We start from the raw sequence: 15,738 nt of genomic DNA, 5'->3' as shown, positions 1-15,738 counted from the left end.
GGAACGAGCAAGGTCACAAGCCTTTTCAACGACTTACGGATTCACGGTAAACGGTTATGAGTAAGCTTGTCGAGGCACTACACGCAACAGTCGCTCAATGGCGTTTGGGCAACCAGGAACACCGTGGCGGCGTTGTACTGGTTTGGCAAGGTGAAGTGTATGGCTGGAAAAACTGCTTGCGGGATGCGGTTCACGAACGCCCAGGGGCCTATGCCGTTGACGACGCTGGCCACGTCTTCATCGCCGAGGGTGGTGATGATCAAAACGGCGCCAAATGCTGGGTTGTGGTCGACCCAGACAGTTAAGGGAAATTTGCACCTGATACACCCAAGCCCCGCCGTCTTGGCGGTTTTATTTTGGAAGATCGTTAGGCCGGTCGTGGAGCCTTAGGCACTGCAGGTGGTGCTTCTTTGAAGTGGATTCCGTGTTCAGCCTGGCGTTCGCGGATCAGCAGCGAGTGGCGTTGTTTAACCCCTACCGTTTCATCGATGCTTGCGCCTGCCTCTGCGAATGTATTGAACTGTCCGTGCGCCTTGCGCTCACCGTCTACAGGGTTACCGGGAATACCCGTGCTGTATGGGATGTGAGTAGAGGTTTTGACCTGGAACACGTCGAATCTATCACCTGGCCCCTCAGTGTTGTGCATAACATCGAGGCGGTGCCCGTGCACCAATCGTCCCATTTCACCACGCTCATTGAACTGCGCGGCTTCAGAGGTATGGTTGTATTCACGGGATGCGAAAATCCGTGAACCGCTAATCACTCGCTCGCGAAGACGTTCATCGCCTTCTGCAGGGGCTGCCGGCAACGATTCAACCTGGAATGCACGATTATGCCCAGGATCCCGGAAAGGAGCTGGAGCATCAGGTCCTTGGTGTTGTGCCAACTGGGCAACGAGCTTTCTGGTTTGAACCAGGCTCTCTACATCCTTTGGCTGGGCATCGATGAGGCCGACCAGCTCCTTGTATTCACTTCCCGTCAGCCTATGGCGTTTTTGGTCTGCGATGTCCTTCAGGACCGCCTGCCAGTCTTGGACGTTCAATGCACTCATCGCGGTGCCTCCTTTCAGATTGCTCAATCGTTCTGGGGGGGACGCCTTCACGATTCGGATTTGATCTACAGCCTTTGCGGGCACGAATTTCCTGATCGCTTGGCCTTTGGGTGTTGTCGAACCTGAACGAACCGTCGTCGTATTGCTCCAGGTAGCCCCAACTGCAGTCGTTTTCACTTTGCCCAGGCTTCGGTGGTAACTCCCACCAGGGCTCGCGGTTCACTAATTGCTTCATAAGCACCTCCGGTGGGTACGGTGGCCATCACAAATTGACGGTCGTTAGTACTTTGGAAGACTGACGATCGCGCAGCTCGATGACACCGTGCACAACCTCACCAGCAGCTGTCATGCCGGACGATTTTGGAATGTACAGGTACAGCGTACCCCGCAAATCGAGTGTGCCCTGCGCCCTCGCCTGCTCGATCTCCCGGGCTTGATTTTGGTCTGGGATTTTTATGCTGCAGGGGAACTGGGAAGGCTGGATCTGCAGGTTCATTCCTACGTTATTCCGCACCGGGTTAGCCCAGCAGTACTGGCCGTAGCTGGTGATCGGAAATGTAGAACTGGCGAAGTCGTAGGAACCCACCATGACGTTTTGCATTCCCATACCCTCAGATACCGATGAACCTTTAATCGGGAGAGAGTAATAATCGTTTTTGGCGTATCCGTTCAGCTGTGCCTGTATCGCCGGCCATTTGGCCTTTTCGATATCCTGTCTTTTGAAGGCGTCCGAGGTGGCTTGATATTCCGGGGATAACCAGCTCAGTTTCTGCTCGGATGTCGTGCTGCTCGCAGACTTGGCCAGCACCAGGTACGTAAGCGCCTGACCACCTGGAAGCGTATTGAGGTCGACGTACTCGTTCAAAGACACTGAGGTGTCAGCTGAGCTAGGAGCCTGCACTGCACGTGGGCGGTTAGACTGCGGCGTACTGCTGACTTTAGGGCTGTTGAGCAATGAAGACGGCCCCGAGGAATCAGCAGGCGCTGCGTGGTCTGTGTTTGGTTTGTCGCATCCGACCATGAGACAGCAAGCTGCGAGAGACAGCGCAGTCAGTTTAAACGTCATGGAAAGCTCCATTCCTTTGAGTAGATCGGTCGTACGGTTCACCCGAACAACGTATGCATATCGGACTTCCAAGCCCCTGGACGATTGATTCTCACACCAATCTCCCTCAGATCTGGAAGGCGGGTAACAAGTTTGAGCAGCGGATGAGGGCTTTTGTCGGGGCTAAGCTCCCAGCTATCGATCTGGTCGAAATCCACCATCACCCCACCGGTGGTGATATCGAAGTACAAGGCCTTCTTTGCCACCGGGTCGAAACCTACATACCGGTTGTAGGCCACTGAGAAAGCTTCGTAGCGAGGTTTGAAACCTTCACGTTTGTAACGCTCTACACGTCGCTCCAAGCGGCGCCGCAACATGCCTGGTGCTGCAGCAAACAAAAAGTACCCGAGCGCAACGTAGAGCAATCCAGCAACAATCAACATCCCTGCAACGTCGGGGTCGCGGCGGTAGTCGAAGCAGGCGATCAAGGCGACTGGAACGACCGGTACCAGTCCCATCAGGTAAAACGGTCGAAGAACCCACCATGCAATATTCATAATGATCTCCATGTTTTCGTATCATGTATACGATACGGAACCTATAATTTTATTCTACCACGACCTCTTGACAGGTCAAAGCCCTATTGATAACGGGGCCAAGAGGCCCCGTTAGTCATTCCTAAGATCTTATACCGTTACCACCTGTTGTCCCTTTTCTATGATCTCCAGCAGGCCCAGGGCGCGGCGCGAGATGTTCCAGCTTGCTGCCGAACACGTTCATGGCATTTTTCATCTTCTCGTTATCATCACGGCCCATGGTTGCCGATGCGTGGCCACCTACCCAGTTGATGACCTGGTCCGGGACAATCATGATCAGGTTGAAGCAGCTATGCACCAGGTTCAAGCACATTGAGCAGTAGATAGTCAGGAAGAAAATGATCGAGAACAGCCCCGTGGTCGAGTCGAACTGCGCATTTGCCAGCGCCACACCGAACAACTGATTTAGCAGCGTGCCGCCTGCGATCAGAGCTGCCCCACCGAGAAAGAAGCCCAGAACCATCAGGATCGGCCGCACCATCACATTGAGCAGAAAGATGTAACCGTGGGTTGTCTTTTGCCCCATACCATCACCCTCACCGGTCAGGTGAGTGATAGCCCAAAGAGGTGCCGCGATAACAGCCTCGCCAACCACAACCAGCCAATTAACTGCAGCGCCAAACCAGATGATGAAGGGCACCATCGGCAGGTAGGTAGAGAGAGTCCCGCCCAGAATAAACAATGCGATGATGAGCATAATGATGAATGGGCCAACAGCACCAAGCACCCCTGAAAGCGCATCACCAACAGAGCTTACTGCGTTCGCAACCTTCGAGAAGGCACCGGCGATACTCCAACCATCCTTGACCTTTTCAAGCGTTTTAGCAGCTACGTATCCACCCAAGGCCGTCTCGGCCGCCACCATCGTGTAATCGCCGAGATTTTTCATTTTGATCAGCGGATTCACTTGGCCCATGCCTTCGCCGCCGGCATTGACGTCGACCAGGTAATTGACAATCCGTTGACCAGGTGCGGAAAAGATACTGCCAATGATGCTCCCCGCATCGGCACCACCAGCCCCTTTGGAATAGTCACCGCTGGATTGAGTGCCCAAGGTACTGGTGAAGGTTGAGGTCTCCTGCTGAGCCTTGTACGCCGTCATTGCAGAGGCGTAGACGTTTACGATGGCTGGATCCCCACCAGAGGACATGCCGAACACTGACGCTTTTGCAGCCATAGCATCGGAGAGCTTAGTGTTTGCTTGTGCGAACGTTTGGTACCAGGCCCCCAGCGTCCACCATCCCGCCTCTTTGATGCTTGAATTCATCTTGCTGGCCAGCTCACCAATATTGCCCTGTTTGGTTGCTGCCACGCTGTTGACAGAGTTCTCGTATGCCTGTGATGCAGACTGAATGGCCATCTCAATGTCAGGAAGGGAAGCAGTGTTCCCTGATTGACGTTGGATCACAGCATTTACGAAATTTTGAGCGGTAGTGCTTAGGGTTGCTTGCATAGCCTGAAGGGCAGAAAGGTGGGCCTGGCGAATATCTGATACATCAATGGTGCCGCCGAACCAATCAGTGGAAGCCGACTGAGGTTCCAGATCGCCTTGGATATCAGCACCACCACAGACGAAGCTGGAGTTTTTGAGAATAAAGCCGCTTTGAGTCGCTGATTGCTGCACGTATCCGTTTTGGGTCACCAAGGCTCCGCTCGCTTGAGCTTGAGCAATGCCAGCATTGATACCGTGAAGGCAAAGATTTGCCTCGAAAACGCTGTGCGCAAGACCAACTGTCGAAGGCATGACGGGTTGAACGACCATCGATGTTCCGTCGGTGAATGCACTCATCGCGCTATCGACGCCGAGGTTTGCAATACCGATCCCCATGACGGAGGCACCCCAGAGCATAAGCAGCTGTGATAACGACCAACCGCTGGCAGTTGGTACCAATGAGACCAACCCCCAAACAAGGCGTACAGGCCCCCAGATGGTCGTTTGCTGTTTGTCGAATACTGAACCGTCATGAGCCGTACGGGTCAGCTTGCGGAAGACGATATAGCAAGCCCAGATCGCCCCAACCACCAACAGTGCGCCATTGAAGACCTGGAAAATGCTTGCAAGGATGGTATCGCCGCTGGTGTCACCCCCGGCTAATGGGTTATTGACGACATTCCCGTAGATCGCCACCAGCGCTTCGCGGGACTTATCACCTGTCCTTTTCGCCGCGGCTGATATCTCGCTGATGGTTGTTCCATCTGCTGCCCAAGTTGGCAGAGACACAACCCACGCAACCAGGAACCAAAAGCTCTTACTCACAATTGCTTTCATAGCCGTGCTCCTTTCGATTTGCCGTATTGAGGGCTCAGCGTTTTCAGCAACCAGTTTGGATTTTCTTTCAGGAAATCATTGAACCCACCTTTTTCACTCACGGAAAGACGACGGGTTTCTAATTGCCACAAGCGAAACTGAGCGCTCAATGCGAGCGCGAACAAAAGAGGAGTCGCAGCCGCAATCGACAAGAAACTTTGGATAATTGTTTTCGTGGAACCATCGATGCTCCCGGTCACGATTCCGATCAACCCCAGCAACCAAAAGATCGACCCTGCAAGCAGCGCAGCACGCTTCCTGCGCAAGAAATAGAGGTGCAGCTGCTCTACAGACATCGCACCAGGCTTGCGGTTGGCCATCGCTTCCTCGAACGTCAGCGGTTTACTTTCTGCAGACTCTTCACCATCGCCGCGCAACAACGCCTGCTTCGCTTCAGCAGACATTTCTTTGATGGTTGCCCAATTTTCCTTTGTCTTGGCAGCTTCCTGCTTTGCAAGCCGAACGGTTTGCCTCATGGACCAGAACGGGAGGAGGATGCGCAGCGCTACAGAAGCAGCTTGCTTTGACTTGGATGGCTGTTGTTCCGTCATCAGTTGCTGCCTCCCATATGGCCAGATACAGCCCGGTATTTTTGGCTCAGGATCGGCTCGAATTCCGAGCGTGCACCGCTAGCGAGGTTTAATCCGTTAATCACGTTCCCACGCTGGACGTCGTTGCGCAGCTCAAGCAGCAGCCAATTTGTCTGAGACTGCACACGGATCTGTTCGCGAAGCAGGTTGTCACCTTCCATGTTCTGCAAATCTGCTTGGTATTCGGTATTGGCATACCGACGTCCGACTTCAAACGATTCAAATTCCCGGGCCGACATCGTGCCGGTTGCTTTTGCCTGAGTAGACGCGGTTTTGGCGTAGTACGCTTGGGCCGAGGAGGACTTGAGCGTGTCGACAAGCAGATCTTTGGTCGCAGGGTTTGGTTGGCTATCAGCGACCAGCTGGTCCTGCGGATCAGTAGCGGCCGAGAGGATCGAGTTGTACTGATTCATGAGTCCAATGTACTGCGAGCCAGCTTCGCTTTCAGCTTCGCCTTTGCGAAGCTGGCTGCCGATCGATCGCCGAGCCGAGTTCTGGGTATACATCAACGCAGCGTCAGTCTGCTCTTGGGAGAAAGTGAGATCAGCACTCTTGCCATTAGGACCGGCGCCGATCATCACGGAGTCGAGGCGTTTGTCGGCACCTGGCATTGTGGTCGACACGCTCGGGCACGCACTCGCCCCACCATATGCAGCGTAGTCATCCGTGTCGCAGTAGTCAGCGTGGATGCTCGCTGAACGCATGGAATCGATCTCGCTGGGCGCTGCCGGCGACGTCAATGCTTGTGCAATTTTGCGATTCTCGGTTTTGCCACCACCACCAGACCGCATAGTTGTTTTGATAGCCGCTACACCTGCTTTGACATCGATAGCGCCACCGGAGGCGGATTCGCTGCAAATTGCATTGGAGACGTAGTAACGCTGGCGTGCATCCTCATAGCGACGGTTCTTTTCTTGAGTCGCTGCGAACTCCCTATCAACCCGGGCTGCAGTTTCGACGGTATTAGCGACTTTGCTGCTGCCCTGAGTCACAGCGGTACCGACTTGGTACAGCATTGTGTTTACAGACGTTGCCATGGCTCCTACAGCAGCCGTGGTTGCGTTAACGGCCAAGGTGATGCTGAGGTTTGCGGTTTCCACAGCACCGACCACACACCCGTCGCAAATCGCGTAGGCAGGCTTGGAGGCGAACATTCCTACCGTCAGCATTGCAAGTGCAAGAGGGGAAAACTTGAGTACGTTCATTAGATATGCGCTCCTGCTTTGCGGCTTGCTCGGTACTCGGCAGTCATCTCATCAGCGAGGTTCATGACTACCGATTTCGCTTGTTCTGCGCCGGCTTGCAGCTCCAGCTGCTCAATGTAGGTTTTCGCGGTACCGAGGGGGAACCTGGCAGCAAGTACCTTGCGTGCCGCCATCGAGCCAAGTCGGCTGTACAACGCGGTACGTAACGAAACGTCCTGCTGGGTTGTAGAAAAAGCCCATAGCTCCAGAGCACCGGTGGTGTTCGTTAGGATCTGCGTGATGGTGCCCTGGTTGGTTTTGAAAATGGCGAGCATGTTTGCGCCCTCTTCGGTCGGCCCGACACATTTTCGATGAAGCTCGCTGATGGTCTGGTCGGAGACCTGGAAGGATTCACGAAGCACTTTTTCATCACTCCGGTTCCCACCGCGGAGCACGTACACCGACGTCGATGCATCCAAAAGGGGTTGTGGGAAGTCACCCATAAATTGGGAAATTGCAATGATGCGGATACCCCATTTACGACCTTCGCGACCATCTTTAATGACGGTTTGAACTGGAGCTTCAAGTCCAGAAGTGTTATGCCACTCGTCATAAGCGATAATCTTTTGTTGTGAGGCCACATCGTCTGCACGCTTGATGTGATATTCCGCATACAACTCTGGAACGACCTTCACCAACTCCTCCTTTCGGAGAAAGTAGTTTTTGGCGGCCAGCTGTCTAGCAAAGAGATACATGCAGGACGTTTTAATGGCTCCCTCAGCAGTTTTAGAGCCGATGACGTCGTTAAGGTCGATTGAGATAACACGGGTTGTTGCATCCAGGTCGAACCTGGTTCGCCCCGAGAACAGGGCAAAGCTCGTAGTAGCAACCACAAAACAACGTGACATGTAATTGAGCAAAGGCTCATGACTTTTCGTTTGGATGGTCCCAAACATTTGTCGAATGCTCTCGTTGTTCAGCATCGCGTTGAAGTCAGCCAGAACCGGCGACGCTTGCCGCTGAGCAATGGTCGCTTCCTGAACATAGCCCGCAGCGAACAACATGTCTGTCACTTCGTACCAAGTCGCAGTGGACCACCATTTCTCGTCATGCTCCGCCAGAATCCCGGTCTCCAAAAGGATCTTGTCAACGAGCGGTACGACCTCGGGTTCGTATTGATTAGCCCCGTTCTCAGCTCTGTCGTCGTAAACCAGGGTAAGGAGGCGCTCATTGACACGCGAAACCTCGGCAGGTGCGCGGCCGATATCGGTATCGGTGCATAGCAGGTTAAGGAAATCGACGAGAAACTCCCGCTCGCGTGTTGTTGGTTCGCGCGCGCCGAGCTGGGTATCGAAGGGGTTAACCGCGTACTCAACACTGTTTTGCAGCTTGAGGTATACAGCTTCGTTTTTCCGATGATCAGGTAGCGAGTCTCTAATGACTTGGATAAGTCCGGAAGAGGACGGACCAACGTCGACGATAGTCATCAGAGGAAGTTGGATCGCTCCCGGCCGATGGATCGCAGCGTTGTTCATGGTGTTAACCGTTACGGACTTACCGGAACCAGGAATACCTGAGAACAGCTCGATCCAGGTATCTTGGATGCTGCTACCTAAACCTACAGGATAGATCTTGCCTTCAGGCGTCCTGAGGATCCATGAACCGGTTTCTGCCCAAGGCGTCGCAGGACGTTGCAGGGGGAGCATAGCCAAAGCATCCTGCAGTGGGGGCAGCAAACGATTCGCAGTATTCTTGGTGGTGAAGGCCGGAATTGTTGATGCAAGTCCGGCCATCGGATCGCCGTGATTCTGGCTAACCTGACATGTACCCCAAGACTGGAGAGACTTTTCCATCGAGGACATACGCTGCTTAACAGTGTCTTTGTCCTCAGCCCATGTGGAAGCGGCCACTTTCATAGAAAGAATCGCCTCTTCCTTTTGTAGTTTCTCAAGGTCAGCAAAGGATTCACGTATCGAGCGGTTGCTTGGCAATAACCCTACGAAACCTGCAACCATCCGGCGCATCCGTACTTCATTGAGCCCACTGGGATTCAGGTCAAATCGAATGCGCCATGGCACCACCCGATCTACTGCGCTAAAAAGTTCTTTAAATGGCAGAGGATCCTGCGGACCAAGTTCCATACCGAAGGACCCATGCCAGAGTCTATCGGTACGAATAAAGTTGCCATCCGGCTCAACATTGTTGCTGCAAATCTGATAACTCAAGCGCGGAGGCACCAGATCTGAATAGTCGTCAGAACGCTCTGGTCCGCTCGGAATATGACGATCACCAGGTAGGGATGGGCGGAATTTCTGAGAAGTACCTTCGCGGTTAATCATAATTCTGACGCGCTTAACTGCTTCATGCGCAGTCAGGGGTTTCATCATGATCCCTTTTTGCCCATCGACTCCGCAGTTTGCAAAATCATCCTGCAAGCGCTTGACCATTGTGTCGTGACGATATTTCAAAGCGGAAAGGGCAAACGCCGGATTTTGGCCAAATTGCGTCCGAGGAACATCATGTTTAGCTAGGTTTTTAGTAAGCGCGTTCATCTCGCGCTTTTGTTCCTCTGAACTCATAGCGCTCAAGTGGGTGTACACGACGAGAATATTCTGTTCCCAAGAGCACAGTGGATAGTTTCGCATGACACGATCTAAAATAATGTCCTCGGTATCAAGTCCAATCCGACGTGCAGTATTAAGCAATGGCTCCGCGAGTCGCATCAACTCATCTTTGGCGCGCTCGGGATCGCGTTCAAATGAAAAGGTCAGCGAATGCCCGTAACGTTTCATGTAACCGGTCATGCGGACGCGCAACGAGTCGATCATTGCGGAAAATTCATCCTCTGAGAGCATCTGAAAAGTGCCCTGGAGGTCAAAAACGGTCAATAGTGAGTATCCATTGTTGACCAACGTGTACGGGTCCTTCAAATCTGGAGAACGCCGAATGTCTTCATCGGTCACACCTACTGCGGTCATCAGTTCGCAGTAGCTTGTCATGTCTTTGTTAATGAGATGGCGTGCAAGGTACTCAATTGCACCTTCAACAGCATCTACGCATTTCTCCAGAACTCCCATACCCTTCCCCTTCAGCTCGGCGCATTCATAATTTCGTGATACAAGTTAGGCCAGGATGCTGTAGGTGAAGATTTATAAGCATCATGAGCCCATTTTTGAGCGCTTGCGCTGTAGGTCCCAGGGTTAAAAATTACCGCAAGATCTCTAAACACAACACCGTGAACATCTGCACCGACTCCCTCCATTTTTACTAATGCGTTTGCAAATACACTAGGCTCGAAAGTTCCCCACGCGGCTTCGGTGTACTGTCTATGAGAAGCGAGCCAGTTCAATAATTTTTTGGCGTCGGCTTTAGTTTCATCATCACCAGTTTCCAAGGCGACTAATATGCATCGCTGTAGATTATTTACATCCTGAGCAACTAGCCCTGGAAGGTATCCAATGAATGCGTTTCCCTCTCCTAACTCCCCGAGATGCTGCCAGCCATGACACAGAGCATCTACGGCGCGTAGATTCTCCTTACGTACGTCCTGATGATTGTGGTTGAGGTTGTGGATTTCCAAACTTTGCGAAGGAAACCCACAAAGGTAACAACGATGTTTGCTCTCGCGTATCACCTCAGCATGCAATTCGATGCTCAACAACTTTTTACCAGGCTCCATCGCGCCCGGCTCTTTGTCACCCCAAACTTGAGCTTTGGTAGACAAGGTCATGCCGGGAAGCGCTGGGCGCTCGAAGTTTCGACCGAGCGATGCATCGGGGACTACCATGTCTGTCTGATTATCAACGCTGCTCATCAAACCTCCAAGGCAGCCTGTGAGGCTGCCTGTTCTTGCTGTTAATTAAGGTACAACGCCCTGCTGCCCAGCATCGATACCTACTGTTTCACCTGCAGTAGTCATCATGAAACCAGTTGCGCCGAGCGCCGCGCCGCCCAGTAACGGGCCCCATATTTGGGTGCCGGTGATACGACTGTTTTCGCCTTGTTGAGTTTTTTTCCACATGTTCATGCCACCCCAGCCCGCACCACCAAACCCCATCACGGCGAAAAGTTTGCCGAAGCTGTCTTTTAAGGAGTCGCCCTGGTCAGCTGCCTTCGTACCCATATCGGCAAAGCCATCTGCGTGCGCTTGCGCGACAAACATGGTTGTCATGGTCAGGCCTGCGCTTGCCATCATGATGCGACGCTGAACCGGATGACGGCTGTATTCATCGGTCTTGGTGATCAGATGCACGTGAGCTTTACGCACAGCATCACCGACTGCTTCAAAAGGATTAATTTTCATGAGAACGCTCCGTTGTTGGCTACCAATAAAGTTTGAATGTTTCTTGAAACGCATCGATCATTTTGTCGACGTGAACTAAGCCAGCACCTGCAATTAAGTGAGTCAATGCACGCCAGATCAAATCGTCTGCACCGTTGGAAGACTCACCATCGATGCTTGCTTTTTTCAAAAGCAATAAACCCTTAAAGCAAAAGAACCCACCAGCGAGGCTTGCCAGAGTTAGTACCGCATTCACAGCCTCTTTGAACTTACCGAACTGCTCTGCACCGCTCCAAGAGATAGCGCCGTAGTTGGATTGGCCTTCTGAGAAAGTCGTCCAGACGGTACCAATCGTCCCTGAGAGGTTAAAAAGGAGAGCACCAATGATAAGGACCATCATGGTGCCGCCAGCAGAAATTGGACGCCGCCCAGGTTGAATACTGGCGAGCTGCATCCTGCGAAGCACTGTGCCTGCGTAGAGGATGCCTATTAAGGCGCCTAGGCTCCACAGAAGTGCCCACATCACACCGGTCAGCGAGTTTGCTGCCGCAATGATCATGCTCGCGAGATCCATTACTTACTCCTTAGCGGATCACGCCGAGGTTTGTATCAACCTGGCGGGATACTGGATCAATGCGAAGAATGCGGATTCCATCAAAAGCGTCACCCACTTGGACAACGAAAGTTTTCTGGTCGTGCTGCAGCCAGGCCTGATCTGTATACACGGTGTTTATGCTGTATCCAGCGAGTGCCTTGGAAGTGGAACTAGCCGCGGCGACAGGTTGTTTGCGTGCGACCTGGACTCTTTCTTTAGCCTTGGGCGCAGCATCTTGAGGCCGTGACTCCAGCACAGCAATTTTCGCCTGAAGTTCACGGACCTGGCCTTGGAGCTCAGATGTGGTTTTGGCAAAAGTCTCCATTTGGCCTTGAGCCTGGATTAAATCCAGTTGTTGGCTGACAGCTGCTGGAGGGCTCTGGGGTTCTTCAACCGGGTTCGCCGGGTGTGAACGCTCATACGCTTCGTACGTAGGTTGGGCTTTTTGGGCTGTGAACTGTTGTCCCTGAGGGATCGAAGCACTTGAATGCAGAAATTTCGGCGCGAAGATCCAGATCGCAGCTACCACAGCGACAACGGCAATGAAGTGCCACGGCTTCACCTTTTCAACGTAAGAACTCATCTTTCTTTTAGGCGAAGCTTCTTGAGTCGGTTTCGGATCTGCGTCCGGTTGAACTACGCCTGCTTTCCGGGCTGGGGAAGCAAATACATCAATGTCGCCCGCTGTCTGTGTTGTCATGTTGGCATCCTTTCAGCGCAGACTCAGTACCGAGTCGAATTCATAGTGTTGGGTTGGCCAAGTCCTGGTGTGTAACCCGGATAACTGCCGCTCATACCCTCTTCGTCCCCGCTGCCTGTTGCGCTAGGCGACAAGCGATATTGAGGCTTAGGCTGTCCAGCAGGCTGGCTCAAGGTGTTCAATTCATCTTTTTGGTTTGCCTGAATAGCATTTTTATCCAATGCATCACTGGCCATGACCGGACCGATAAATTGAATACCGATTGTTGTGCCTAATGGTCTGATTACTTGCTTCTGCGGCATGTTAGCGGCGTCATTTGCGAGAACCTTACCGGCCTGCTGTCCTATGCCACCCACAAATGTTCCAGCAACTGCTGCACCGTCTGGTGTTTCTGGATAGGTTTGAATCACTGCGCCTTCGCTGGTGATAATATTCTGAGCGCTCGACTGCTGGTAGAGCTGGCCTGTCTTGCCTATCGCAACTGCAAGTGCAGGGAGGATGATTCGTTGGAAGTAACGGTTATTCACTTCGCCCGAAAGTGCGGTTCTCATGCTGTCTGGATCCACTGCCTTAGCATTAATTTTGTAGGAGTGGCCTTTCCATTCCATGTAACTGAACGTCATATCGACAGTTTCATTAATGCGTTTGTAACCCATCGCAAAACAAACGGCTCCAGCAAATGGGCCAGCCGCAATCTCCGCACGAACCATTGAATTTTCGTCAGTATCAATCTCTGTTTTGAGAATGGAAGGCGCAAGCGTGAACCCAGGTATGACCACTACGTCCGGCGCTTTCGCTGTAGCTGTGCCATTGCCTGCTGGTTGATTAGACGCTCCTGAGACTCCCGCAACAGCCAAGGATGATGGCATGATCGATTGCGTATAGGCTTCATCTTCACTCACTTTTACTGACGAGTGCGGCCTTTCAACCCATGCTGTCATCAACCCCTTTACTTGATCGGCAACCTGTTTATCGTATTCTTTATTCCGCGTTACTACCTGTTGTTGTTGCTGTGGCTGCTGGTAATAGTAGGTAACTTGTTGCGGCTGCTGCTGTGGAGTCGCACTATTTGTTTCGGGCTTAACTGACTGTGCAGACATTACCGACATGTAGGACCCACCGCTAGACTCAGCTTGCTGCGCGTTTGTCTGATTATATCGGTTAAGGACCTGACGATATTGTTCACTTTCTTCCGTTTTTGTCCCCTTCGCGTTTGTAGTGATACCGCGAATGGAAGAGTTGGTTGCATTGTGGTTTTGGAACCAAGTGTAAGCAAGATAGCCGCCACCGACGAGCACTACTGCTATGATGGCAACAATAACTTTGGTTTGGCGACCAATATCAGCTTGAGTACTCATATGGACCTCAGTTGATGTCAAGTTGAAGGGTAACTGACTGGCCCATTTGAGACAGTGTTACGAACGGAGTTGCTGGAAGCCGATAGACCTTGGTTCCATCTCCTGAGGCTAAGCTTTGATCGAATGCCGTTTGAATGTCTTGCTGCGTGCGCACGAAGATGTCGCCATTGTACTGCCACACTTTTGTGTGCGTAGGAACATCCCCGTGCGCAACTACAGCTCTTGCATCCTTGGGCGGAATGCCATCAAGAAAGGCTTGAAGGGTGTCGTCGTAAAGAGCAATTTTCCCCGGTCCCATCAGCGGCGCTTTGGCGTTGGGACCTCGGCCAGGGATCCGCATGTCCAAGCGGGCATCAACGATTCGTGATTTTTCGCCCTTTCCGTCAGGTTCCCCAGTAACGAGTTTTACAACAACGGGTGTCGTTGCCCCTTGCAGAAAAAGCGCGAGGTTTCCTGATTCGTAGGAGGAGGTAGTTGACACCACGACTACGTGCGAACCTTTCATCCATTCGGCAGTAAAAATGTCATCTTTGGAAATCCTTGGGGTGATTGCCAGTGGCCAAGGCGCGCCGGTTGAGTCAAGGATTACCAAGTTAGAAATCTCACCTGGCATCACTCGTAGTACTGGGAGTGATGCGCCTGGACTGAGGTCTACGGAGACACTCGTAATTCTCGGGATAGCTCTAACGGGTTGATAGGCTTTCGCTTTTCTCGTTTCCTCAAGGCTCCCCCGCATCTCTCGAATTTGCCCAGGAGCAAAAGGAGCCACGACTTTCATGGCTTCATCAAAATCGGTAGATCCAGCTGGTGCCTCCAATGGAGGCAGAGGTGCGACCCCATTTTGCTGCTGCTGGTTTACAACGTTGTTCTGGGGTTGACCGCCTACGGCGTAATTCCCGGCGCCGTAGTTCGTTTGCGGAAACGCATTTTGCATCTGAGGATTTACATTGGTGTTGGCTTGGCCTGGCGGCACTGGAAAATTTCCAGGAACCCCCGGGCCTTTCACTTGAACCCACTGACCAGGCGCATGCGGTGCAGGTTGCTGCTGTTGCATTTGTTGTTGGGCTGGTTGCTGTGGCACTGGTTGTTGCTGCAACGTCTGCTGCTCAGCGCCGGGGATCATGTCACCGCTTTGTGGTGCTTGCACTTCTTGCGCGAACGCTGTGTTGATTGCCAAGACAAGCATCGGCATTACAAGCTGAAATGGTTTCATATGGTTCCTCCCTTAACGGGGCTTGATGACGATGTTGTCGAGGGCGACGCCCACTAGGGAATCCAGGGTGGGAATTCGAGTAACTGTCACAACAGCGATAAAGTTCTGTGCTGGTTGTTCGGTCACCTGTCCTGACAGCTTTATCTCGAGTGGAAGCTCCACCTTGCGTACCCAAATGCCGTCTACAAGCCGATCGCTAACGATCACGCCTGTACCTGCTGTAACAGTCATGTTCATGCGCTTGGTCTTGATCGAGTCCAGGTATCCCCTAGCTTCAAGCTCTTGCAAAAATTGCTTAAAGCCATCGCGAGTCCAATCTTCGCGTGCGTCCTCCAGCTGGCCGCGGTACTGCTGAAAATTGATTGTCAGCGAACGGTTGATGGCATCCCGGGCGAACTGGATAACATCGGCTGGCTTCAGATAAGGTTCTGAAAGTGGTACCAACTGAATCACTCGCGTCCCATCAGCCGCAAAATATTGACGGTCTGGGTGAACAGCAAACCAACCGAGCATCCCGTTGAGGGCTACTGACGCCACAAGTCCCCAGGTCAACACCATGTTTGATTTCGCAAGGGAGCCAGAAAGATTGCTGAGATGCTTGCGATCTTTCTGGTCTCGAATCATTGGATCAACCGCATCAACGTTCTGGTGCAGTGTCTTCGCTAACCCAAGCAGCTCTCGCTCATATTCTGTACGGCCCAAATCGCTGCCGCTGCCAACCGCTGCTTCGCGTTGAACATCCGATGTTGGCTCTCGCAATTCGGTCATTAAGTCCCCTCCGTTTTCCGTATTCTAACCATGATGCGGAATCGGTCA

General features: G+C 52.5%; 15 protein-coding genes. 1 reads left to right on the top strand and 14 read right to left on the bottom strand.

What is annotated here, in order from left to right; all coding sequences use genetic code 11:
* Window positions 1-56 precede the first annotated feature (56 nt).
* Window positions 57-305: an antirestriction protein ArdR gene (locus tag ACZRKZ_RS24635; RefSeq protein ID WP_463983019.1), complete on the top strand. Its 249-nt coding sequence runs from the start codon at window positions 57-59 to the stop codon at window positions 303-305.
* Window positions 306-367: 62 nt separating this feature from the next.
* On the opposite strand, the gene ACZRKZ_RS24630 is transcribed toward ACZRKZ_RS24635, so the two are convergent.
* The 14 genes from ACZRKZ_RS24630 to ACZRKZ_RS24565 all read right to left on the bottom strand — a co-directional run bounded on the left by ACZRKZ_RS24630 (window position 368) and on the right by ACZRKZ_RS24565 (window position 15,690).
* Window positions 368-1,051, bottom strand: coding sequence for a hypothetical protein (locus ACZRKZ_RS24630; RefSeq protein WP_463983018.1), 684 nt, complete (start codon window positions 1,049-1,051; stop codon window positions 368-370).
* A gap of 262 nt (window positions 1,052-1,313) precedes the next feature.
* Window positions 1,314-2,117, bottom strand: a complete 804-nt coding sequence (locus ACZRKZ_RS24625; RefSeq protein ID WP_172693427.1) for a hypothetical protein — start codon at window positions 2,115-2,117, stop codon at window positions 1,314-1,316.
* Window positions 2,118-2,155: 38 nt separating this feature from the next.
* Complete coding sequence (locus ACZRKZ_RS24620) at window positions 2,156-2,653, bottom strand: hypothetical protein (protein WP_138962855.1); 498 nt, start codon at window positions 2,651-2,653, stop codon at window positions 2,156-2,158.
* Between the two features lie 121 nt (window positions 2,654-2,774).
* Complete coding sequence (locus ACZRKZ_RS24615; RefSeq protein WP_172693426.1) at window positions 2,775-4,961, bottom strand: DotA/TraY family protein; 2,187 nt, start codon at window positions 4,959-4,961, stop codon at window positions 2,775-2,777.
* On the bottom strand, window positions 4,958-5,551 hold the full coding sequence (locus ACZRKZ_RS24610) for a hypothetical protein (protein ID WP_172693425.1): 594 nt from the start codon (window positions 5,549-5,551) through the stop codon (window positions 4,958-4,960). The genes ACZRKZ_RS24615 and ACZRKZ_RS24610 overlap by 4 nt, the downstream gene beginning before the upstream one ends.
* Window positions 5,551-6,795 carry a conjugal transfer protein TraW gene (gene traW, locus ACZRKZ_RS24605; RefSeq protein WP_172693424.1) on the bottom strand — a complete coding sequence of 415 codons (1,245 nt, stop codon included), beginning with the start codon at window positions 6,793-6,795 and terminating at the stop codon, window positions 5,551-5,553. Before traW ends, ACZRKZ_RS24610 begins: the two co-directional genes overlap by 1 nt.
* Complete coding sequence (locus tag ACZRKZ_RS24600) at window positions 6,795-9,851, bottom strand: conjugal transfer protein TraU (protein ID WP_172693423.1); 3,057 nt, start codon at window positions 9,849-9,851, stop codon at window positions 6,795-6,797. The genes traW and ACZRKZ_RS24600 overlap by 1 nt, the downstream gene beginning before the upstream one ends.
* Before the next feature lie 11 nt (window positions 9,852-9,862).
* The gene (locus ACZRKZ_RS24595; RefSeq protein WP_172693422.1) at window positions 9,863-10,588 is read right to left on the bottom strand and encodes an HNH endonuclease; all 726 of its coding nucleotides are present in this window, start codon (window positions 10,586-10,588) and stop codon (window positions 9,863-9,865) included.
* A 45-nt stretch (window positions 10,589-10,633) separates the two neighbouring features.
* Entirely contained in the window at window positions 10,634-11,077 is a 444-nt protein-coding gene (locus tag ACZRKZ_RS24590) for a DUF6750 family protein (RefSeq protein WP_172689334.1), read from the bottom strand.
* 19 nt (window positions 11,078-11,096) lie between these two features.
* The gene (traQ, locus tag ACZRKZ_RS24585) at window positions 11,097-11,630 is read right to left on the bottom strand and encodes a conjugal transfer protein TraQ (RefSeq protein WP_172689333.1); all 534 of its coding nucleotides are present in this window, start codon (window positions 11,628-11,630) and stop codon (window positions 11,097-11,099) included.
* 10 nt (window positions 11,631-11,640) lie between these two features.
* A complete protein-coding gene (locus ACZRKZ_RS24580; protein ID WP_172693421.1) occupies window positions 11,641-12,351 on the bottom strand; it encodes a hypothetical protein in 711 nt (236 codons plus the stop codon).
* Window positions 12,352-12,374: 23 nt separating this feature from the next.
* Window positions 12,375-13,709: a conjugal transfer protein TraO gene (gene traO, locus ACZRKZ_RS24575; protein ID WP_463983017.1), complete on the bottom strand. Its 1,335-nt coding sequence runs from the start codon at window positions 13,707-13,709 to the stop codon at window positions 12,375-12,377.
* Window positions 13,710-13,716: 7 nt separating this feature from the next.
* Entirely contained in the window at window positions 13,717-14,922 is a 1,206-nt protein-coding gene (locus ACZRKZ_RS24570; protein ID WP_254176737.1) for a DotH/IcmK family type IV secretion protein, read from the bottom strand.
* Window positions 14,923-14,934: 12 nt separating this feature from the next.
* A complete protein-coding gene (locus ACZRKZ_RS24565) occupies window positions 14,935-15,690 on the bottom strand; it encodes a DotI/IcmL family type IV secretion protein (RefSeq protein WP_172693419.1) in 756 nt (251 codons plus the stop codon).
* Window positions 15,691-15,738 lie beyond the last annotated feature (48 nt).

It is taken from the genome of Pseudomonas sp. c313 (genome assembly GCF_055407145.1).
Note: the sequence above shows the minus strand (reverse complement) of the source record. Positions and strands in the feature narration are given on the sequence as shown.

Coding starts and splice junctions, on each gene's coding strand:
- ACZRKZ_RS24570 (WP_254176737.1), bottom strand. CDS start 14,922: ATGAAACCATTTCAGCTTGTAATGCCGATGCTTGTCTTGGCAATCAAC.
- ACZRKZ_RS24600 (WP_172693423.1), bottom strand. CDS start 9,851: ATGGGAGTTCTGGAGAAATGCGTAGATGCTGTTGAAGGTGCAATTGAG.
- traW (WP_172693424.1), bottom strand. CDS start 6,795: ATGAACGTACTCAAGTTTTCCCCTCTTGCACTTGCAATGCTGACGGTA.
- ACZRKZ_RS24595 (WP_172693422.1), bottom strand. CDS start 10,588: ATGAGCAGCGTTGATAATCAGACAGACATGGTAGTCCCCGATGCATCG.
- ACZRKZ_RS24630 (WP_463983018.1), bottom strand. CDS start 1,051: ATGAGTGCATTGAACGTCCAAGACTGGCAGGCGGTCCTGAAGGACATC.
- traQ (WP_172689333.1), bottom strand. CDS start 11,630: ATGGATCTCGCGAGCATGATCATTGCGGCAGCAAACTCGCTGACCGGT.
- ACZRKZ_RS24610 (WP_172693425.1), bottom strand. CDS start 5,551: ATGACGGAACAACAGCCATCCAAGTCAAAGCAAGCTGCTTCTGTAGCG.
- ACZRKZ_RS24625 (WP_172693427.1), bottom strand. CDS start 2,117: ATGACGTTTAAACTGACTGCGCTGTCTCTCGCAGCTTGCTGTCTCATG.
- ACZRKZ_RS24590 (WP_172689334.1), bottom strand. CDS start 11,077: ATGAAAATTAATCCTTTTGAAGCAGTCGGTGATGCTGTGCGTAAAGCT.
- ACZRKZ_RS24635 (WP_463983019.1), top strand. CDS start 57: ATGAGTAAGCTTGTCGAGGCACTACACGCAACAGTCGCTCAATGGCGT.
- ACZRKZ_RS24565 (WP_172693419.1), bottom strand. CDS start 15,690: ATGACCGAATTGCGAGAGCCAACATCGGATGTTCAACGCGAAGCAGCG.
- ACZRKZ_RS24620 (WP_138962855.1), bottom strand. CDS start 2,653: ATGAATATTGCATGGTGGGTTCTTCGACCGTTTTACCTGATGGGACTG.
- traO (WP_463983017.1), bottom strand. CDS start 13,709: ATGAGTACTCAAGCTGATATTGGTCGCCAAACCAAAGTTATTGTTGCC.
- ACZRKZ_RS24580 (WP_172693421.1), bottom strand. CDS start 12,351: ATGACAACACAGACAGCGGGCGACATTGATGTATTTGCTTCCCCAGCC.
- ACZRKZ_RS24615 (WP_172693426.1), bottom strand. CDS start 4,961: ATGAAAGCAATTGTGAGTAAGAGCTTTTGGTTCCTGGTTGCGTGGGTT.